General features: G+C 36.9%; 20 protein-coding genes and 1 pseudogene. 10 read left to right on the top strand and 11 right to left on the bottom strand.

The features are described 5' to 3' along the window. From JNG37_RS10090 to msr(D), 8 genes and pseudogenes are all read left to right on the top strand, one after another. On the top strand, positions 1–1,443 hold the full coding sequence (locus JNG37_RS10090) for a multicopper oxidase family protein (RefSeq protein ID WP_018381136.1): 1,443 nt from the start codon (positions 1–3) through the stop codon (positions 1,441–1,443). Positions 1,444–1,451: 8 nt separating this feature from the next. Then, positions 1,452–1,589: pseudogene (locus JNG37_RS10085) on the top strand (CopY/TcrY family copper transport repressor); the annotation flags it as partial. 19 nt (positions 1,590–1,608) lie between these two features. Then, positions 1,609–3,747, top strand: coding sequence for a heavy metal translocating P-type ATPase (locus JNG37_RS05970; RefSeq protein ID WP_029177191.1), 2,139 nt, complete (start codon positions 1,609–1,611; stop codon positions 3,745–3,747). A gap of 222 nt (positions 3,748–3,969) precedes the next feature. After that, a complete protein-coding gene (locus tag JNG37_RS05965) occupies positions 3,970–4,404 on the top strand; it encodes a hypothetical protein (protein WP_105120727.1) in 435 nt (144 codons plus the stop codon). A gap of 503 nt (positions 4,405–4,907) precedes the next feature. After that, positions 4,908–6,581, top strand: coding sequence for a recombinase family protein (locus tag JNG37_RS05960; RefSeq protein ID WP_158455176.1), 1,674 nt, complete (start codon positions 4,908–4,910; stop codon positions 6,579–6,581). Positions 6,582–6,971: 390 nt separating this feature from the next. Next, positions 6,972–7,142: a hypothetical protein gene (locus tag JNG37_RS05955; protein ID WP_002941306.1), complete on the top strand. Its 171-nt coding sequence runs from the start codon at positions 6,972–6,974 to the stop codon at positions 7,140–7,142. Between the two features lie 386 nt (positions 7,143–7,528). Further along, positions 7,529–8,746, top strand: a complete 1,218-nt coding sequence (gene mef(A) / locus JNG37_RS05950) for a macrolide efflux MFS transporter Mef(A) (RefSeq protein ID WP_014636304.1) — start codon at positions 7,529–7,531, stop codon at positions 8,744–8,746. 119 nt (positions 8,747–8,865) lie between these two features. Continuing rightward, entirely contained in the window at positions 8,866–10,329 is a 1,464-nt protein-coding gene (gene msr(D), locus JNG37_RS05945; protein WP_014636305.1) for an ABC-F type ribosomal protection protein Msr(D), read from the top strand. Positions 10,330–10,446: 117 nt separating this feature from the next. Here msr(D) and JNG37_RS05940 read toward each other — a convergent pair whose 3' ends face one another. From JNG37_RS05940 to JNG37_RS05920, 6 genes are read right to left on the bottom strand one after another with little or no spacing between them, the layout of a single operon-like run. Continuing rightward, entirely contained in the window at positions 10,447–10,746 is a 300-nt protein-coding gene (locus JNG37_RS05940) for a DUF5960 family protein (protein ID WP_014636306.1), read from the bottom strand. After that, positions 10,733–11,101 carry a hypothetical protein gene (locus JNG37_RS05935; protein ID WP_014636307.1) on the bottom strand — a complete coding sequence of 123 codons (369 nt, stop codon included), beginning with the start codon at positions 11,099–11,101 and terminating at the stop codon, positions 10,733–10,735. The genes JNG37_RS05940 and JNG37_RS05935 overlap by 14 nt, the downstream gene beginning before the upstream one ends. Beyond that, positions 11,098–12,513: a Y-family DNA polymerase gene (locus JNG37_RS05930; protein WP_014636308.1), complete on the bottom strand. Its 1,416-nt coding sequence runs from the start codon at positions 12,511–12,513 to the stop codon at positions 11,098–11,100. The genes JNG37_RS05935 and JNG37_RS05930 overlap by 4 nt, the downstream gene beginning before the upstream one ends. A gap of 4 nt (positions 12,514–12,517) precedes the next feature. Further along, positions 12,518–12,646: a hypothetical protein gene (locus JNG37_RS09990; RefSeq protein WP_014636309.1), complete on the bottom strand. Its 129-nt coding sequence runs from the start codon at positions 12,644–12,646 to the stop codon at positions 12,518–12,520. Then, a complete protein-coding gene (locus JNG37_RS05925; protein ID WP_014636310.1) occupies positions 12,636–12,863 on the bottom strand; it encodes a hypothetical protein in 228 nt (75 codons plus the stop codon). The genes JNG37_RS09990 and JNG37_RS05925 overlap by 11 nt, the downstream gene beginning before the upstream one ends. A gap of 2 nt (positions 12,864–12,865) precedes the next feature. Beyond that, the gene (locus tag JNG37_RS05920; RefSeq protein ID WP_014636311.1) at positions 12,866–13,555 is read right to left on the bottom strand and encodes a helix-turn-helix domain-containing protein; all 690 of its coding nucleotides are present in this window, start codon (positions 13,553–13,555) and stop codon (positions 12,866–12,868) included. Positions 13,556–13,830: 275 nt separating this feature from the next. Between JNG37_RS05920 and JNG37_RS05915 the strand changes: the two genes are divergently transcribed. Then, the gene (locus JNG37_RS05915) at positions 13,831–15,654 is read left to right on the top strand and encodes a hypothetical protein (RefSeq protein WP_024412705.1); all 1,824 of its coding nucleotides are present in this window, start codon (positions 13,831–13,833) and stop codon (positions 15,652–15,654) included. A 333-nt stretch (positions 15,655–15,987) separates the two neighbouring features. Beyond that, entirely contained in the window at positions 15,988–16,557 is a 570-nt protein-coding gene (locus JNG37_RS05910; RefSeq protein WP_024412704.1) for a hypothetical protein, read from the top strand. A gap of 35 nt (positions 16,558–16,592) precedes the next feature. On the opposite strand, the gene JNG37_RS05905 is transcribed toward JNG37_RS05910, so the two are convergent. The 5 genes from JNG37_RS05905 to JNG37_RS09985 all read right to left on the bottom strand — a co-directional run bounded on the left by JNG37_RS05905 (position 16,593) and on the right by JNG37_RS09985 (position 20,881). Further along, on the bottom strand, positions 16,593–18,548 hold the full coding sequence (locus tag JNG37_RS05905; RefSeq protein ID WP_158455174.1) for a DNA polymerase: 1,956 nt from the start codon (positions 18,546–18,548) through the stop codon (positions 16,593–16,595). A 233-nt stretch (positions 18,549–18,781) separates the two neighbouring features. After that, positions 18,782–19,330 (bottom strand): DUF2815 family protein, encoded by a 549-nt coding sequence (locus tag JNG37_RS05900; protein ID WP_024376922.1) that lies wholly within the window; start codon positions 19,328–19,330, stop codon positions 18,782–18,784. Between the two features lie 4 nt (positions 19,331–19,334). Further along, positions 19,335–20,456 (bottom strand): DUF2800 domain-containing protein, encoded by a 1,122-nt coding sequence (locus JNG37_RS05895; protein WP_099832214.1) that lies wholly within the window; start codon positions 20,454–20,456, stop codon positions 19,335–19,337. Then, the gene (locus tag JNG37_RS05890) at positions 20,449–20,772 is read right to left on the bottom strand and encodes a hypothetical protein (protein ID WP_024376924.1); all 324 of its coding nucleotides are present in this window, start codon (positions 20,770–20,772) and stop codon (positions 20,449–20,451) included. Before JNG37_RS05890 ends, JNG37_RS05895 begins: the two co-directional genes overlap by 8 nt. Next, entirely contained in the window at positions 20,747–20,881 is a 135-nt protein-coding gene (locus JNG37_RS09985) for a hypothetical protein (RefSeq protein WP_257209395.1), read from the bottom strand. The genes JNG37_RS05890 and JNG37_RS09985 overlap by 26 nt, the downstream gene beginning before the upstream one ends. Between the last annotated feature and the right edge of the window lie 92 nt (positions 20,882–20,973).

Genomic DNA, 20,973 nt, shown 5'->3' with positions numbered 1-20,973 from the left:
ATGAGTAAGAATAAACATATGTTATTAGGTATTGGACTTACAGTCGTATTAACTGCAGTTGGATATATTACACTTTTAGAACCAATGATTAGTTATTTTAAAATAAACCAGAGTGCAGTTAATATAGATATTCAAACAAGTAAAACAAAAAGTACACTTCCTATACCACCACTATTAGAGGATAAAAATCCAGATCCTAATATTGCGGATTTTACTTTAGAACCTCAAGAAAGAGAAACTTCATTTTTACCAAATACCAAGACACGAACTATGGGTTACAACGGAAGTTTCTTAGGCCCTGTCATCAGAGTAAGTAAAGGTGAGCAAGTAAATGTGCACGTAAATAACAAGCTAAAAGAAGCAACTACAGTTCACTGGCATGGACTAGAGGTAGAAGGAGAAAAGGATGGGGGCCCTCATCAAGGAATTGAACCAGGAACAACTTGGGAGCCTAGTTTTACAGTAAATCAACAGGCTGCAACATTGTGGTATCATCCGCACTTTGGAGGAAATACTGCTACCCAAGTTTATAAAGGTTTAGCAGGACTATTCTATGTGGATGATGAAGTATCAAAAAGCTTAAATATTCCTAAGGAATATGGAGTAAATGATATACCTTTAGTAATTCAAGATAGAAGCTTTGGCAAGGACGGCAGTTTTATTTATAATACAAATATGATGGATGGAGCAACAGGGGATACTATCATAGTTAACGGAGCTATTAAACCTAATTTAGAGGTTAATAGAGTCAAGATGAGATTTAGAATAGTTAATGGTGCTAATGCAAGTAACTTTAATTTGAAGTTAGATAATAGAGATGGATTCTATCAAATAGCATCTGATGGTGGATTTTTAGAAAAACCGGTTAGCCAGAGAAATATTATGTTATCACCTGGGGAAAGAGCAGAGATAATAGTGGACTTTTCAAAGTATGAAAAGGGAACGCAGCTATCACTTATGAGTAATAAGGAAGCCATTATGACCTTTAATGTTAAAGGCGATGGGAAAGATGATACTGAAGTACCTAGCACTTTAACGAATATAGAAAGAATGTCAGAAGCACAAGCTACTAAGATAAGAAGTTTTGAGCTTCAAGGTATGGGTCACATGGTATCAATAAACGGTAAAAAGTTTGATATGAATAGAATTGATGAAACAGTGAGGCTTGGAGATACAGAGATTTGGGAAATTACAAACCCAGGATCTATGATGCATGAAATGGGACACCCATTCCATATTCATGGCACCCAGGTTCAAATTCTATCAAGAAACGGTAATGCGCCTTCTCCAGAGGAGAGCGGATGGAAAGATACTGTATATATTGAGCCTAACGAAAAAGTAAGACTTATAGTTAAGTTTAATAAGAAGGGTAGTTATATGTACCACTGTCACATTCTTGAACATGAAGAAGCAGGTATGATGGGACAAATTAAAGTAGAATAATAAATAATATTGAAGATCATGTCTTAAGCTTCGATGATATAGATCGACTAGAAAAAATATTAGAGATAAAAAAATCTTTCGCAGTAGAAGAAGTGGATTGCAATTGTCCAGAAAGACAATGCGAGTGTCATTTACATCATCATTAAGAATAAGGAGGAATTTAAAATGAACAATAACAACAAACATTTATCCCACTGTCACCATAATCATGGCGACATGGATCATTCAAAACATGAGCACGTAAGCACGGAAGAACATGGAGACCATAAGAATCAACATCAAGAACATCATGCTGAGCATGATCACAGCGGGCACAGCGGGCACAGTGGGCATGACCACAGTGGGCATCACGGAGGGCATGAACACCATCATCACGGTAACTTTAAGGAACTTTTCTTAAAATCATTGCCACTAGGAATCATTATTATGCTCTTATCCCCTATGGCTGGGTTTGACCTACCATTCCAGTTTACTTTTCCATATTCTGATATTGTAGTAGCTATTTTATCTACTATATTAATTATTTATGGTGGACGTCCATTCTATCAAGGCGCAGTTGACGAATTTAAACAAAAAGAACCTGGAATGATGGCTCTAGTTTCTTTAGGTATAAGTGTTTCATATTTATACAGTATTTATGCTGTTATCATTACCTACGTAACGGGTGGACACGTGATGGACTTTTTCTTTGAATTTGCTTCATTATTATTAATCATGTTATTAGGTCACTGGATTGAGATGAAAGCTATTGGAGAAGCAGGAGACGCACAAGCAGCATTGGCTAAGTTGGTACCAAAAGATGCTCACGTTGTGTTAGAAGATGATTCAATTGAAATACGTCCAGTTGCTGACTTACAGGTAGGCGATTTAATTCGTGTTCAAGCCGGAGAAAATGTGCCAGCAGACGGAACTATCGAGCGTGGCGAATCACGTGTAAATGAAGCTCTTTTGACTGGAGAATCAAAAGCAGTTAAAAAAGGTCCTGGCGATGAAGTAATCGGAGGCTCAACAAATGGAGAAGGGGTTCTTTATATTAAAGTGAATGAGACAGGTGATCAATCCTTTATCTCTCAAGTACAGACTTTAATTAGCCAAGCTCAAAGTCAGCCTTCCAGGGCAGAAAATATTGCGCAAAAGGTTGCAGGGTGGCTCTTCTATATTGCTGTTATTGTCGCGCTAATTGCTTTTGTAGTGTGGATGATTATTGGAGATATCCCAACGGCAGTTATATTTACTATTACTACATTAGTTATTGCTTGTCCGCACGCATTGGGTCTGGCTATTCCATTGGTAACCGCCCGAAGCACAAGCTTAGGGGCTAGCCGTGGCTTACTAGTAAAAGACCGCCAAGCCTTAGAAATAGCTCAAGATGCAGATGTGATAATTTTAGATAAAACGGGTACTTTAACAACTGGTGAATTTAAAGTATTAGATGTAAAACTTCTTAATGACAAATATACAAAAGAGGAAATCATTGCCTTATTGGCAGGTATTGAAGGAGGATCTAGCCACCCAATTGCTCAATCAATTATAAGGTTCGCCGAGCAGCAAGATATACGTCCAGCATCTTTTGATTCGATTGATGTGATTTCCGGTTCTGGAGTAGAGGGTAAAGCAGGTGGGCACCGTTACCAATTAATCAGTCAAAAAGCCTATGGACGTAATCTTGATATGGATATTCCAAAAGGAGCAACTCTTAGTGTCTTAGTAGAAAACGATGATGCCATTGGTGCTGTAGCTTTAGGGGACGAATTAAAACCAACGAGTAAAGAGTTAATTAAAGCTCTTAAAAAGAACAATATTCAACCAATTATGGCAACAGGTGATAATGAAAAAGCGGCTCAAGGCGCGGCAGAAGTTTTAGGGATTGAGTATAGATCAAATCAATCTCCACAAGACAAATATGAGTTAGTTAAAACACTTAAAGATGAAGGAAAGAAAGTTATCATGGTAGGTGATGGTGTAAATGATGCTCCTTCTCTTGCCTTAGCAGATGTTGGTATAGCTGTAGGTGCTGGAACTCAAGTTGCATTGGATTCAGCTGATGTCATATTGACTCAATCCGATCCAGGAGATATTGAATCATTCATTGAATTAGCACACAAAACAACTCGTAAAATGAAACAAAACCTATTTTGGGGAGCTGGTTATAACTTTATAGCTATCCCTCTAGCTGCAGGAATTTTGGCTCCTATTGGTATCACATTAAGCCCTGCATTAGGAGGAATCCTAATGTCTGTGTCAACAGTCATCGTCGCCATTAATGCTATGTTATTAAGTTTAGATCCAAAAAATAACGGTTAACAGATCGAATGATTGAAACTCCTTAAAGTATCAAGATACAATAGTTTTACAGGAGAAAAAGAGATGTAAGTACTGGCTCTTTGTAAAATCGTGTTGGTAGAAGTAGACGATTTTTCTACCAACACGATTTTTAATTTATTATAGAACTGATTATTTTTAGGATATAAGTACCTGAAGCATAGAGATGAGTATGGCTATAGTCAAAATAAAGCAGTAACAGCCTTGAAATATATAAATCTATCATTCAAAGAATTGATTTATGAACAATACGATTACTATGTTAAAAAAAATAAGAAAGATCCTTTGGATCGGGCTATCGATTATATGCTGAAATTTCAGAGAACTGATGCAAATTTTGAGATTCCCAAGCTTCTTGCTGTTGTTGATTCTATTCAAAAATATGTTTTTAGCCAATCAAAAATGAAGTGCGGGGACTATAGCGTGTTTGCTGCTTTATTAGAAAATGAACAAGTTGATGAAAGATTACAATTCTTAATTGATTATGGGGTACCTTGTTCAGCAGTCAAGAAAGTAAAATTACCAGAGGAGTTAACTGGTTATCCTAATATTATCCAATATCTAAAGGATAATATTTCGCAAATAAGTTCAAAGCTAATTCCTTATGAAATGAAGTTGATGAATGAGGCAATTTTTTAAGTGGATAATAATTTTTAAAATGTTGACAAGAGTTGTGTTTAATCGTACTGTATATATACTTCTAGTACACATCTAACAATGTTTTAAAACTAAAATCTTCTTACCTTCTGTAAGAAGATTTTTGCATGGAATTAAAACTAATATCAAATTCATTAACGGTTTTTTTATAATTTCCAAAAAATGGCAGAATATAGTTGAGTTATAGAAGGAGTTTATCATGAACTTACATGATTTACATTTCTACAAGCAACTACTTCTGCCTTTTGTAATGAGGAATCAGAGTCAAATAATTTCACTTGGAGGTCATCTATGGATGAACTAGTGAGATTTTTGGAAGAAATGCTTCTGAAATATGGAGACAACATTGATTGCTCAAATTTACCAATCAAGGAAGAAAACCTGTATACTGATGAGTAGTTGCTTGTATTCTTTTCTAAAAAGAGTTAAAATACCCTTAAGATTATAAGGGTATTTTTTGGTCAAACTTTTCAAGGAGAAATTAAATGAAGCGAAAGAAAGCCTATATCTATACAAGGGTATCTACGACTATGCAGGTTCAAGGATTTTCATTAGATGCTCAAGAAGCAAAAATTCAGCAATATGCCAATGCTTTTGATATTGAGATTGTGAAAACCTATCAAGACGCTGGGAAATCTGGTAAAACCATGCTAGGACGAACGGAATTTATGAACATGATATCAGACATCGAAGCAGAGAAAGATAAGGTGGACTATGTACTTGTATTCAAATTATCACGTTTTGGTCGGAATGCTGCGGATACTTTAAAATCTCTAGCTATTATGGAATCTCATGGTGTAAATCTGATTTGCGTTGATGATGGACTGGATAGTTCAAAGGATTCAGGAAAGTTAGTTATTACGATCTTGTCGGCAGTTGCTGAAATGGAAAGAGAGAATATTATTTCTCAAGCTATGGAAGGTCGTAGACAAAAAGCGAGAGCTGGTCAATGGAATGGTGGATTTGCGCCTGTAGGATATTCCCTTGTTAATGGTCAATTACAAGTAAATCATGAAGAAGCTGAATCCGTAAAGATGATTTTTGATTTATTTGCCAACAGTGATATGGGCACTATAGCTATTGCCAAGCATTTAGCCAACCTAGATATAAAGAAACCAATTCGACACAATAGTACGCTTCCATATTTTTCATCAAGTGGCATTGCAAGAATCTTAGACAATCCAGTTTACAATGGAAAAATTGCTTTTGGACGGCGTGAAAGCACTCGAGATAAAATTTCTGGTGAAACGAAAGTCACGCAGTCTGAAAATTATATTCTAACAGACGGAATCCATGAAGCCATTATTGACGATGAGACTTGGAAAAAAGTGAGGAAAAAACGAGAAGCTAATGCCCATAAGTATAAACGTGAGAATCCAAACAAGGGCGATTCTATCTATATACTTTCAGGGTTGATAAAATGTCCATTATGCCATGCTGGGCTTTATGGAAATAAAAGTATCAAGCGAAATAAAAATAAGAAAGATGAATACTATAAAAACTATTACTACTATGCTTGTAAACATAGAAAACATGTAGATGGTCATAAGTGCACATTTAATAAACAGCTTAAAACAGGAAATTTAGACCATGAAGTATTATCAATCATTAGTAAGTTAGTTTCAAGACCTGATTTTGCACGAAAACTGCAAGAGAAAATAAATATTCAGGTTGATACAAGTAGGATAGACAGTGAAATTGAACAATATAAAAGTCTCTTTCGCCAATTAAGTGCAACTAAAATGAATTTAATCCAACAGATTGACTCCTTAAATTTTGAAGATCCTCATTTTCAGCAAAAGTCAATTGATTTAGATATGAGATTAAATACTATTTATGATAAATTAGCAGATGTAGAAAGGCTAATTGAGACAAGTGAATCTAAACGAGAGGTAATCCTAAAAGATAAAATGACCGCTGATAATATTTATAAAATATTAGTTAACTTTGCATCATTTATGGACGTCATGGAAGATATCGACAAGAAGCGATTGTGTCAGATGTTGATTGAAAAAGTCGAAATTTATGATGACAAAAATAAAGCAGGACGTTGGGTAAAAGCCATTCATTTCAAGCTTCCAATCATTGAGGAAGACTTAGAAATTAGTTTGGACAATAGTACACCGGTTGAGTGTGTTGCTCTGCTTGTAAAAGCTTAGAAACCTTTGAACGAAAGGGATAATGAAAGCCTTGATTGCAAGGCTTTTTGCTTTATGGTGGGTAAGTATCAGAGTGAGAAAATTTTTGGAATGAGTAGAAGTGATAGCTAGAAATTATCAGTTTCTATTTCCATTTACCCTGTGGGTACGTGATTGTTTCCATTGACAAGGAGTTTGTGGGAATAGAAATGTACCCACCTTGTTTGAATCAAGTGAAGTGTAGTTGAAGGAAATCTGTTGAAAGCAATACTTCATTTTACCGAATAAGTAATAATTTAGGCAACTTCAAATCGATTAAAAAAAACTATTTTAAAGGTTAAGAGTAGACAAAAATTGTCCACTCTTTTTTGTAAACTCAATTTATCAATAAATGAAATGAGGGAATGTAAAATGAAATATTTTGAGGTTGAGTTAGAAAATCCTGATGAATTTTTAAAACTACAAACAGAAGATTTTGTGAAAGCTAATCGCTTGCTACTAAGGAAGATAATCCAGAGCGTTACAGTCTATGAAGAACACTTCGTCATATCCTTTAAATCTGGCATCGAATTGGAAGTATGAGACTCATTCCATAACTTTTATATTGAACATATCATCTTGTTGTGTTATACTATAAATTGATATAAACAAAGATGTAGGAGGAACCGAAACTATGACAGCCTCAATGCGTTTAAGATAAGCTGGCAATAAGAAAAGCAGAATCTATACCCGATGATAGGCTTTTTTGTTGTGCTTATTTATACGATATTGAGCATTCATTAGTTACGGTGAGGATATTGGTTATTTAACTATACCTTTATTTAACTATGTCTTTAATATGAATGTTTCCAAATTGTATGTATGCAGACCAAAAGCCACATTGTGGATTTAGGCCTGCATTTTTTTATTGCCTATAATGCTATTCAAAATAGAAATTTAAGCAAAATAATATGCAGGAGATAATATAAATGGAAAAATACAACAATTGGAAACTTAAGTTTTATACAATATGGGCAGGGCAAGCAGTATCATTAATCACTAGTGCCATCTTGCAAATGGCGATTATTTTTTACCTTACAGAAAAAACTGGATCCGCGATGGTCTTGTCTATGGCTTCACTATTAGGTTTTTTACCCTATGCGGTCTTTGGACCTGCAATTGGTGTGCTAGTGGATCGTCATGATAGGAAGAAGATAATGATTGGTGCTGATTTAATTATCGCAGCAGCTGGTTCGGTGCTTACTATTGTTGCATTCTATATGGAGCTACCTGTCTGGATGGTTATGATAGTATTGTTTATCCGTAGCATTGGAACAGCTTTTCACACCCCGGCTCTCAATGCGGTTACGCCACTTTTAGTACCAGAAGAACAGCTTACGAAATGTGCAGGCTATAGTCAGTCTTTGCAGTCTATAAGCTATATTGTTAGTCCGGCGGTTGCAGCACTCTTATACTCCGTTTGGGAACTAAATGCTATTATTGCCATCGATGTATTGGGTGCTGTGATTGCATCTATTACGGTAGCAATTGTACGTATACCTAAGCTGGGTAATCAAGTGCAAAGTTTAGAACCAAATTTCATAAGAGAGATGAAAGAAGGAGTTGTGGTTCTGAGACAAAACAAAGGATTGTTTGCCTTATTACTCTTAGGAACACTATATACTTTTGTTTATATGCCAATCAATGCACTATTTCCTTTAATAAGCATGGAACACTTTAATGGAACGCCTGTGCATATTTCTATTACGGAAATTTCCTTTGCATTTGGGATGCTAGCAGGAGGCTTATTATTAGGAAGATTAGGGGGCTTCGAAAAGCATGTATTACTAATAACAAGTTCATTTTTTATAATGGGGACCAGTTTAGCCGTTTCGGGAATACTTCCTCCAAATGGATTTGTAATATTCGTAGTTTGCTGTGCAATAATGGGGCTTTCGGTGCCATTTTATAGCGGTGTGCAAACAGCTCTTTTTCAGGAGAAAATTAAGCCTGAATATTTAGGACGTGTATTTTCTTTGACCGGAAGTATCATGTCACTTGCTATGCCAATTGGGTTAATTCTTTCTGCACTCTTTGCTGATAGAATCGGTGTAAATCATTGGTTTTTACTATCAGGTATTTTAATTATTTGCATTGCAATAGTTTGCCCAATGATAAATGAGATTAGAAAATTAGATTTAAAATAAACAATATTGGAGGGATATTTATGTATCTTATTTTCATGTAATTCTTCCTGCTAAAATCGCAGGGTTTTTCCTGCGTACAAGCAAATGAAAGCATGCGATTATAGACAGGAGGAAATGTTATGGAATTAATATTAAAAGCAAAAGACATTCGTGTGGAATTCAAAGGACACGATGTTTTAGATATAAATGAATTAGAAGTATATGATTATGACCGTATTGGTTTAGTAGGAGCAAATGGTGCAGGAAAAAGCACTTTATTCAAGGTACTTTTAGGAGAATTAATTCCCCCAGGATGTAAAATGAATCATCTGGGTGAACTTGCCTATATTCCCCAGTTGGACGAAGTAACTCTGCAGGAGGAAAAAGATTTTGCGCTTGTAGGCAAGCTAGGTGTTGAGCAATTAAATATACAGACCATGAGCGGTGGTGAAGAAACAAGGCTTAAAATAGCACAGGCCTTATCGGCACAGGTTCATGGTATTTTAGCGGATGAACCTACGAGCCATTTAGACCGTGAAGGAATTGATTTTCTAATAGGACAGCTAAAATATTTTACAGGTGCACTGTTAGTTATTAGCCATGACCGCTATTTTCTTGATGAAATAGTAGATAAAATATGGGAACTGAAAGATGGCAAAATCACTGAGTATTGGGGAAACTATTCTGATTATCTTCGTCAGAAAGAGGAAGAACGTAAGAGACAAGCTGCAGAATACGAACAATTTATTGCGGAACGTGCTCGATTGGAAAGGGCTGCGGAGGAAAAGCGAAAACAGGCTCGTAAAATAGAACAGAAGGCAAAAGGTTCTTCAAAGAAAAAAAGTACTGAAGGCGGAGGGCGTTTAGCTCATCAAAAATCAATAGGAAGTAAGGAAAAAAAGATGTATAATGCTGCTAAAACCCTAGAGCACAGGATTGCGGCCTTAGGAAAAGTAGAAGCTCCGGAAGGCATTCGCAGAATTCGTTTCAGGCAAAGTAAAGCATTGGAGCTCCATAATCCATACCCTATAGTCGGTGCAGAAATTAATAAAGTATTTGGGGATAAGGCTCTTTTTGAAAATGCATCTTTTCAAATTCCGTTAGGAGCAAAAGTGGCGTTAACTGGTGGTAATGGAATCGGAAAAACAACTTTAATCCAAATGATCTTAAACCATGAAGAAGGAATTTCTATTTCGCCTAAGGCAAAAATAGGTTACTTTGCACAGAATGGTTACAAGTACAACAGTAATCAGAATGTTATGGAGTTTATGCAGAAGGATTGTGACTACAATATATCAGAAATTCGTTCAGTGCTAGCATCTATGGGGTTCAAACAGAACGATATTGGAAAAAGTTTATCTGTTTTAAGCGGTGGAGAAATTATAAAATTGTTGCTTGCTAAAATGCTCATGGGTAGATATAACATCCTAATAATGGATGAACCCAGTAACTTCCTTGACATACCAAGTTTAGAGGCTTTGGAAATACTAATGAAGGAGTACACCGGAACTATCGTGTTTATCACCCACGATAAACGATTACTCGAAAATGTAGCAGATGTAGTTTATGAAATTAGAGATAAGAAAATAAATCTGAAACATTAAATTTAAGGTAGTCGCTGGTCAGTATAGTCTGTTCTGGTTGGCGACTCCATTGTTAAAGAGTATAAAGACTTTAGATTTTATGAATATTAAAAATAGGAACAGTCAATTGAACTGCTCCTATTTTTCTGCTAAATATATTGTAGTTTTCTTATATGTATAATGATAGATTAGCGGATTCTCATCTACGGTACTTACTTCAAATATGAAGAAGTGATCACGATTATCTCTAGCTTTTTCCTTATTTAGGACAAAGTAATTCTTACGAGAAGTCGCCATTGTTTTGAGGATATCATCAGTCAGGAAGGTCAATGGAATATTCATGTTGGAGTAGCGGTAGAAGTCACGTTCAAAATCTTGGTAGCTCTCGCTATAATAGTCCATTTGCAGGTGATTACGCTGAAATTCAAGCTGATTCATAGAGCACCTCCTCTACAAGTTCAATACTAACAATGTCTTTTAATTTCAAATTAATGTGACCTGTTGTAGTTTTTATTAATATGAAATCTTTGGTCAGACTTGGTATTGTTCCAGTATAGGAAACTCGATTGTTTTTTTCAACTACATGAATGCGCGTGTTCAGTTGCCCAGCATACACCTGACTGAGGAGTAATAATTTCTTCTCCAGTGACAAATCTGACATATACGTTACTTTGTTTGCATCGTCAGTGAGTGCTGATGTATGCTCAGATAGAAAAAAGCCCATCCATTTTTGCATCTTAGTATCTTGGTACTCTCTTGCTGACTGAAATGGTAAGTATGAACGGTCAATCATTTTAATCCCTCCAATCCACCAGCGGAATGACCGCCGATAAGTTTACTACGTTCAATATTTCTGGAACCTTCAGTTAGGACGGTTCCTTTTTGTATGGCTAAAAAGCCAAACTGTTCTCTGACAACATCAATAGCTGTCTGAAGTCTATTTTCTTTTTCAATTTGTTCTACATCATCAAAGAGAGATAGTAGAGTATAGCTTTCATCTACAAAGCCACTATAAGATACACCAATTTGTCTCACTGCACCAGAGGTGTATTTCTTTCGGAATAATTCAAGTACATGACTTACCATTGTTTTTGGGAGATTTGCTGGTTCTATTTTTTTCTGTGCATTTATAGATTTTTTCATCTCAGTCCTAGAATAGCCAATATGGATTGAAACAACAGTTGCTTTCTTATGGGCCGAACGCAGTCGATTAGCAACCTGATCAGCCATTTCAGCTAATACGATTTCAATTTCTCTTTGGGTTCTGTAATCTCTAGGAAGTACTTGTGAGTTACCCAATCCTCGTGATTTTGGTTTATAGGGTTCATGGACGTTGCTCTCGTCAACTCCATTGGCGTGAAACCAAAGTTGAACACCGACTTTACCGAATTCTTTTTTGAGAATATCAGGATTGAAATTGGCTAATTCTTTGATTGAATGAATACCAAGTTTTTGTAAATGAATCTCGGTTTTACTACCGATCCCCCAAAAGTCTGTTAATTTTGGAATGGCCCATACCTTGGTTTCTACATCTTCGTATGACCAGTTAGATCTCATTGTAGCAGTTTTCTTAGCTTCATTATCAAGAGCTAGTTTAGCTAGAAGAGGGTTGGAATTACTCATTCCCACAGTTGAGATAATACCTGTTTTGCGATAAATATCCCTTTGAATCATAGCCGAAACATTATCCAACATATCTTTCCTTGACATTGACTTATCAGAAATAAAGTAAGAGAGTGAGCTAGTAAGGTCAATAAAGCCTTCATCGATTGAATAGGGGAGAATGTCATCTGGAGCAGCATAGTCTTGAAAGATATGCTGAATCTCTAGATTCTTCTCAATATATCTGTCCATTCGAGGAGGAACGATGAGTGTACGTTTTGCCCAGTGTTCAATAAACGATTTATACTTTGGTGTTACCTCAATTCCCTGTTTCCATGCATTTTGATAGCTGAATTTTCGAGTGTTGATATCAAATGGCAAGTCGTAGGAACGACCTACATTTGCTTTACCGAAGACTTTCTTAAACATAGGAGAAGAAGCGAGAATCAATCCTGCCGAGTTGTCTGCACGGCTCATGACACACAGTGATGTGTAGAGCGGATGCAAACCTCTATCCACACATTCTACCGAAGCGTAGAAGGACTTCATATCGAGGAAGGCTATGTCACTTTGAGGTTCAAAAGAATAGTCGATATAGCCCATAGGATTATCTCCTTTTAAGTTTTTCTAGCTCTTCGATAAGTTCACCGATGTAATCTGTGATGTCGTATTCAAATTTGTCAGGGGTGAAGATAATACGTTCGTCTTTGATGTAAATCATTTCTTTAACATTCATTGGTATTGTCATCCTCCTCGGTCATAGCAATCAAAATAGAATCCTCAATCAAAAATGCGTAGGGATAGATTGTTACGTCATCATTTTGAGGAATAAGAATTTCATCGAATCCTTCATTTTCTAGTCGCTCTTCAAAGTTGTCCATATTGAAAATTTCGACTTTACAGTCCGGATTGAAACCATACGTCCCAAGTTCTAAAATATCCTTTAGCTTCATGACTATACTCCCTCTACAGGCATGAAGTGGCCTACAACTAGACCAACAATTTTTGGTTCATCCTCATAAGGGATGAACTTCTCTGGATAGTTCTTATTCAGTGAAACCATTCTAAATCCATCCTCATCACGGTAGAGTTTTTTGATATAAACTGAGTCATTCCATGATAATGCATAAACAGCCCCGTCATAGTCGAAACCGTTCGAGCGTATAAGTGCGACTTCACCGCTCTTATAGACAGGCTCCATGGAATCTCCCTCGATCCATGCTGCAATATCGTAGCCGTATTGTTCCTCATCGGAGTAGACAGTTTCAGTTTCAAACTCGTCAAAGAATCCTTCTCCCAGGCCAGCAGATAATTGAATATCTGATAGTACCTGTACTGAGAAGAGTGGAATGACGTTTGAAGTTTGTTGGGATAGAAGAAGCTCCTCAACATAGTCCTCTGCCTTTAGCTGGTTACCGGGAGTTAACTGAAGATAATTATTGACAATATTGTATTCTGATTCGAAATAGGTGACGGGGACATCTAGGATTTTTGCTATAGCTGAGAGATTTTTCTGATTTGGGATTGATTTACCTGATTCCCACTTACTGTAAGAAGCTCTATTGATACCTAATTTATAGGCAATTTCAGACTGATTAAATTTTCTCTCAATTCTTTTTTCTTTAAGACGAATTCCAGAAAACATGACGCACCACCTTTGTTGCTTTATTATGCAACGATTATATCAAAAATATCAAACTTTGCAACAAAAGATTATTCAGATGCAAAATCTGCTTAGTATTCATTCATTCTATATGTAAAATATATCGTTTTTCTGGTTTTAGTAGTTGAATCATATCTAAAGTAACATTAGCACAAATTTTCTTGTAATAGAATAATGTGCTGATTTTTTTAACAATTTTTGATATAATATTCCCAATATCATGTTGCATTATAAAGCAACGGAATTGAGGTTGTAAGATGCCGATTACAGAATATATTAAAAGAAAATTTACAAATCAAATTAAATCAGATATTCATAGTAATATTTTATTGGATATTAAAGCTAAGATAGAAACCACTGTTGAGAGCTGGCAAGTGTTTTCAAAAGAACTTCCAAACATAAAGTATATTAAAGTTACTCCGTTTCAAAAAGATTATCGAACTATTCGATTATTAGTTAATGTGACCTCAGAAACACATTTCGAGTTTGTTTGTAAAGATAAGACAGAGATAAGAGATATCCAAAGAAAACATACGATTGAATATCTGTTATTCTTTGATGATGAAGTTATAATGTCGCTAGTAGAAATTGGTGAACATCGAAAAGTAAAGTTTGATAGTGAAACACAGCTAGATTCTACGTTACTTCCCTATATGTATCAAACAAAATACGAGGAAGAAGCAGAACAATTTTTGAATACTTTTTATAGTTCTGCATTGAAGCTACCGCAACCTATTGACCCTCTAATTGCAATAAATAGTCTTGGACTGACATTGCTGGAAAGCCCCTTAAGTCCTGATGGTAGCATTCGTGGTCAAAGTCATTTTAGGTCAGAAATAGCTAGGGTATATGACCATACTTACAATTCTTACAAGAGTTTGGTTGTTTCTGAAGGAACGGTGATTTATGATGCAAGTAAATTTGTGAAAGGGAATAAAAACCTAACACTCATTCATGAGGCATATCATCAATATAGACACAGACCACACATAATGATGAAGGAATTTTTACTTTCGCAAGATGATTATAAGAGTAGAGATAAAGATTTTAAGAATGCTAGAATGTGGATAGAAAAACAAGCGAAGGTTGTTCCACCTAGAATTTTGATGCCAAGAAGTACATTTTGTAAAAAAGCATTAGAATTAATTACTGAGATTGCAGAACATAACAAACGTACTGGAATGCTAGATATTCTTCAAATTACTATTGAAGAGTTGGCAGATTTTTTCCATGTCTCAAAACAGTCAGCAAGAGTAAGATTGATTGAATTAGGATTTGATGAAGTTCGTGGGGTTTTGGAATTTGTAGATGGTCGATATGTTAACAATTATGCTTTTAATAAACTAAAAGTAAATCACAATCAGACTCTAACTATTTCAGAACAACAAATGTTTGATTTATATGCCTCCGATAGTAATTTTCGAGAATTGATTGATTCTAAACGTTATATCTATGTTGACGGACATGTGGTTATTAATAGTCCAGAAGTAGTTTGGTACTTTATTAAGTATCCTTTGATATCGCCAGCAGCTCTTGAGAAATTAGATGAGTATGCGATTATTTTTGACATTAAGCGTAAAGAATATGAGGAAATGGGTTTTGAAGAAGATTTTACATTATATCTTTTACATCCTAGCTCGTATAAATTTGAGATTTCATACAAACATGGGATTGAATATTCTATAGATGAAAGAAAGCTTGAAGTTGAAACGGAGCAACGAAATCGTGAATTTACATTGTTTAAACAATTGCCAAATGACTTCACTGAAGCAATGAATAAAGTAAAAGATTATCAAGAAGAAACTTTCCCCCAAATCGCAGAAGCAGTAGATTCCAGTGAATCAACGATTAAACGACTGTTTAAAGGAACGGGTGGTAGTTTACAGCTCTTTGTATTGGTATTGGTGTATCTTGAGCTACCTGATTTTATTAATCAGCATCTGTTATCGCTCTCAAACTTTAAAATAAAAAATGGTGATAAAGAAGATATGGCTTACCAATACCTACTTAACCATTTCCAAGGACAATCTGTAGCGGCTGCAAAACAATTTTTAACAAAAAGGGGAATATCTATCAAGTAATCGTGTCACAATGTTGACACGATTTTTATATTATTTCTGTGATATTTTCTGTGTTTTAGGGAGAAAATTGCATAATAGCAAGGTTTTGACCGTGTCAGAATCTTGCTATTTTCTTTTTTATTTTCCATGAGATACTAGACTAAAAGTAATCTCATACCATGATTTGCTACTGATCATAGCGAACCTCAAAGTCATGGTGTGAGAGTGCACAGTCAGTCTGTGAGGTTAGCTGACCGATAACATAGAGGAAAGTAACTATGCGGTCAAGAATATTTTTTGCATGCCTTGATTTGTCATGTGTGCTTTCGGTATTAACTGGGAAGCCAATTTATCATGACAATCAATGTCAACTTCTTCAACTACTGCCAAGCTCAATCTTCATCAACTGGAGTACAACCAACTGAAAGTGAAGTATTAGCACCTATGTTCGTGCAGGATTATTACATGACTTCACGCCATTCAGGTTTGCTACGTGGCACGTTTCGTCAATGTCGAATTATGGGTATTCCAATACTCACTGCATTTGTTCCTGTCTCAGAAGAGGACTATGAACAGATGGTCTGGTGGTATAATAACTCAGTTAATGATTATCTCAAAGATTTTCGTAAGCCTAGTAAAAATTCCCCTAAGATTTCATCATTGGAAGCATTCACAGAGAAACAAGATTTACCAGTTATCGATGATGGGATTGAACTTTATCTATTCATGGATCAATTTGAGTTTTTGAAATCAAAACTTGCAGAATCAAACTTTCAAGCACCAGAAATATTGGAAATGCTATTTGATGGTTATGAAAATAAGGAAATCTTTGAAAAACTAGGAGTACAGAAATCTGCAGGCTATAAAAAAGTCAATAATACTAAGAAAGAAGGAATTGAGCTTTACAAAGAATTAAATAAATAACAGAATCGCCATCTCAATTGCGAGGTGGCGATTTTTTAGTCTTTTTGGTAAAAGGAACATTCGTATCCGTCGGCACGAAGGTTAATATCAGACATCCAGTCTGGTGCAATACCCATCAATGATGCAATCTTATCAAGTTTTTGTTCCATTGGGCATTCGATTATTACTTCATCATGTACATGTCCTACAATTTTAAACTCTTTCAGTTGCTCCAAAGAGTAAGCAAGAATATCACGACTGATAGCCTGGACAATGTTCTCCACAAATTTTGGACCATAACTTGCTAGTCTCTCCCAACGTTTGGCAGTTCCAGTCCCTTCGTAGGTGACAGATTCCCCTCCGAATTGGTTCTCACCAATTTTAGGTTTGACGTAGGCGAGTTGACGACCAGAAGGAAGGGTGATGAACAATATGCCACTTTTGACTTCAAATTGAATATTTTGAGTAGATGTAGGAAGTAGTTCCTCTACAGCAATCTTAACCGCTTTATCGACATCCCACCAGAAGAGAACGATATTTGGATTTGCTTGTCGCCATGAGTTAACAAGTGGTTGGAGTTCGTCCTCTGATAGTCCCATATCAATGGCGCCCATGGCTTTGAGTGCACCAACTGATCCACCATAGCCACAAGCAAGCTCCGCAATTTTTCCTTTTTGCCTGAGTTCGGAATTTTGTCCATGTTTTTCAACTGGTACTCCAAACATCTGAGAAGCGGACATACAGTAGATGTCTTTCCCTTGTTCAAATACCTTACTCCGCCATCTCTCTCCAGCCAGGTGAGAGAGTACTCGAGCTTCGATGGCAGAGAAGTCGCAAACAATGAATTTCTTTCCTTTACTAGGGACAAAGGCTGTTCGGATAAGTTGAGATAAGGTATCTTGTGTGTCGTAGATTAGCTCAGTAGCTTCTAAGTCACCTGTTCCGAAAAGTTCTCTAGCTTCCTCAAGGTCAGGAAGATGGTTCTGAGGTAAATTCTGAAGCTGTACCAAACGGCCAGCCCATCGACCAGTTCGGTTTGCTCCATAGAATTGAAACATTCCCCTTGCTCGACCGTCTTTACAAACACAGTTCATCATGGCCTGGTATTTAGACACACTTGATTTAGCAGCTTGCTGACGAAGTTTGAGAACTTGAGCAGTTGTTTCATCAACCGTTTTGAGGAGTCCTTTCACAGCTTTTTTATCTAGAGAATCAGTAGTTACTCCATGTTCACGTAACCAGCCAATCATCTGCAGAACAGAGTTGGGATTTTCAAGACCTGTTAATGCTTTTAACTCTTCTTGAATTTTGGCTTTGCTATTGGCATCAAGATTGATAGCAGCTTTGACAAAATCCAAATCAATGCCAATACCACGGTCATTAATAATCTGATCCTGGTGGTACTCATTCCAAACAAAGCTAGGTACTGGGAAGTTTTTCACCCGTTCCTTGATGGCCAATTCGACCTCAACATCACGTCTGTTGTAGTCGATAAATGTAGACCACTTGTTAGGTGCGTGATGAGGAAAGTTACGAATTCGTCCCCCATTGACTTTGGTTGGCTTACAAGGCAAGCAGAAGTAGCGAATGAGGTCAGCCCCCTCTCTCATCTTCTGGTCTTTGAGTTTGAGAACTGTTCCAACCCCTTCTAAGGAAAGTGGGAGTCCTAAATATGCGGACCAAATCATGCTACACCGCCACGAAACTGGGGAGAGAAATCCATCTGATAAGAACTCAGGATGATGTTTCTTGAGCCAGTTTGATAGACAAATTCGCTCAAATGAAGCGTTGAATGCCCATTTAATGACACTATCATCCACCAAGTTCTCAAGGATATCTTGGGGTAATTTCTCTTTAGGTAAGTCGTAAACAGTTACTGGTCCATTATCGACAGAAACCGCAAACAGAAGGAGTTCAAAACTGTCATCTTCTGCATAGCGATATACACCAGATTTTCGTAAGTCAATTTCACAATAGGTTTCGATGTCAATGCTGAGTTCTTTTATCGGCATAGTTTGTCCTTCCTAAAAAGGTGACAGAAGTACTGCCACCTAAAGTTCTATTTGTTTTTTCGACTGAGTGGTGTTTGGCTAAGTTTTTCTTTATTTTGCTTTGCCTTTCGTTCTATTTCATTTCGAATGTCATCTCTAATGGTCATGTACCCGAAGTATAGTCCGATAAGCACCCAGAGTCCCATAATAGTACAAGTTAAAATAGTATACATCATCGATCTAATTCTCTCTTTCTAGTTCAAAAAGTCATCATCATCTTCAGTCGCAAAATCATCCTCAGCACGAGTACGTCCTCCGAGTGGCTCACCATCGCGCAATTTTTGTAAGTTATTCAAACCGCAAGCAATACCTTTATTACCATTTGAATTGAAAGCATAGAAGGTAATAGAAGCACGACCATAGATACCAGAGTACAATTCTGAAGTATCAATGATTTCTTGACGATTGCCATCAACAACTCCAGGTTTGTGTGGAGAGTTGGCATTTACAAAGTAAGCATTTTTGTATGCTTCATCATCAGGTCGTTCAAGGTCACCATCACGTAGGGGAGTTTTCAGAGTAGATAATGCAGGTACAGATTTACCGTTGCCCTTGAGCTTTGATTCGCCTTCTTTGTATGCTTGCTCAATAGCAGCTTTGATTTTGTTAATGGTGACTGTATCCACTTTTGGGATGATGAGTGAGGCACTGTACTTGGGAGTGCTACCATTGATAGATTTTGGCTCGTTGGCATTTAAGTAGCTGAAGCGAGTGTTTGGTCCTGTAATTACTTTAGTTGTCATATATTTATTCCTCTTTAAATTCATTTTTTGCTAGGTTCATCTCTTGACGGCTGTCGTCAATTGGAACGAGTGTTGGTTTACCACTTGGTTTTATTACGAGACCACCAAGTAGGTCGTTAAAAGTTTTCTTGCCAAGTAACTTAGTCATGGCCGTGATAGTGAGCAGTTTCTTCTCATAAGGGTCATAGCCTGCTTCAATCACTGCTTGGCTAACGGCTGACTCATCTGAGAATTTACGAACAGAGCGACCTTCAACCAGTTTGTATCCTGGGATAGGATGTCCATCTGTTGCTTGATTTAAAGCATAAGCTTTGATGTCGTTTGCCCATGAAATCAACAAATCTAGTTTAGGCAAAATATCAGCAATGTCCTCGTTATTAAGGGAAGCTGGATCCGCAAACTCCATCTTGGCTAGTGCCAAATTATCCTCAGCACGTTTTCGACAGACATTCCTGAGTTTACAGAATTGGCAGTGTTTACCAGATTGTATCTCCCCCTCACCTTTGAATGCAAGTTCAGCTTTTGGAGCGAGCACGTTTTCAGCCCATTCAAGCAACTCAGTCTTTTCCATCTCAAAGGTAGAAATGTTATATTTTCGTGGTTGAAAGATGGTCATGGTGACTTTATCAAAATCATAAAGTCCATCAAACATTTCAATGCTACCCAAGGCATAACACATCATTTGCGGGTTGTAGTTTGCATCTACTAGAACACCAAGTCCGTGCTTATAATCAATAACCTGTAGAAGTCCGTCTGCCACGATGATGCAATCCCCAGTTCCAAAGCCCTCAGGTACCCATTTGGAAAAGTCAAGTCGTTGTTCGACAAGAACTGTAGGGTCACGAGAGTAGCCTTTGGCTTTCTCAACTTGATCCATCACATAGTTGCGGTATTCTTCTGCGCAATTCTGCATTTCATCGTTGTAAAATGCTAAATCTTCTGTTGGATCACGCGCATTCCTCCCTAAAGCTTTCTCGACTAGATAAGCACATAACTCGTGAGCATCCGTACCTTCAAGAGCAAAATCAGATGTTGTGTCTGGAAGTTCCTCTGTAAGACGAACAGATGGTGGGCAGTTCAACCAACGATGTGATGCAGATGCGGATAGAATGGCGTGGTTAGTCATTACCAATTCCTCCAGCTTCTTCAAGAACAGCCGCAAAGTGTTTTGGGTCAAGTGCTGAGAGTGAAGAAGCACCGTAAGCATTTAGAAGAGCACGGACGTCTTCCTTATAGCCATCTTTTGCTTTCGTGGCAAGTACAGCACGGACATCCTCCAATTGAATTTCCTTTTGTGATTCTGGTTTAGATTGATCAGGTTTTGTTATCGTTTCTTCCTCAGAAGAGAGGAGTTTCTTGAATTCATCTACCAATCGAAGGTAGTACTTTGCGGTTTCTTCCATATCATGAATCAGTCTATTCAGTTCTTTCATTTTGCGCATTGATTTCTTCCTCCTTTATTTTACGAGCGAGTAGTTTTGAGATGACGCTGATAGCGATGAGAGTATCAGCAACATCATCATCAGGTTCGATGTATGGTTCGTTTGCCATATTGGGTCCTCCTATCTTACTAAGTAAGGTTTCGAATGATTTTTCCGTTTTGTAAGGAATATTTTTATCCCTTACATCTTACTAAGTAGATC

This window comes from Streptococcus suis (genome assembly GCF_016775005.1).
GTDB lineage: Bacteria > Bacillota > Bacilli > Lactobacillales > Streptococcaceae > Streptococcus > Streptococcus suivaginalis.
Note: the sequence above shows the minus strand (reverse complement) of the source record. Positions and strands in the feature narration are given on the sequence as shown.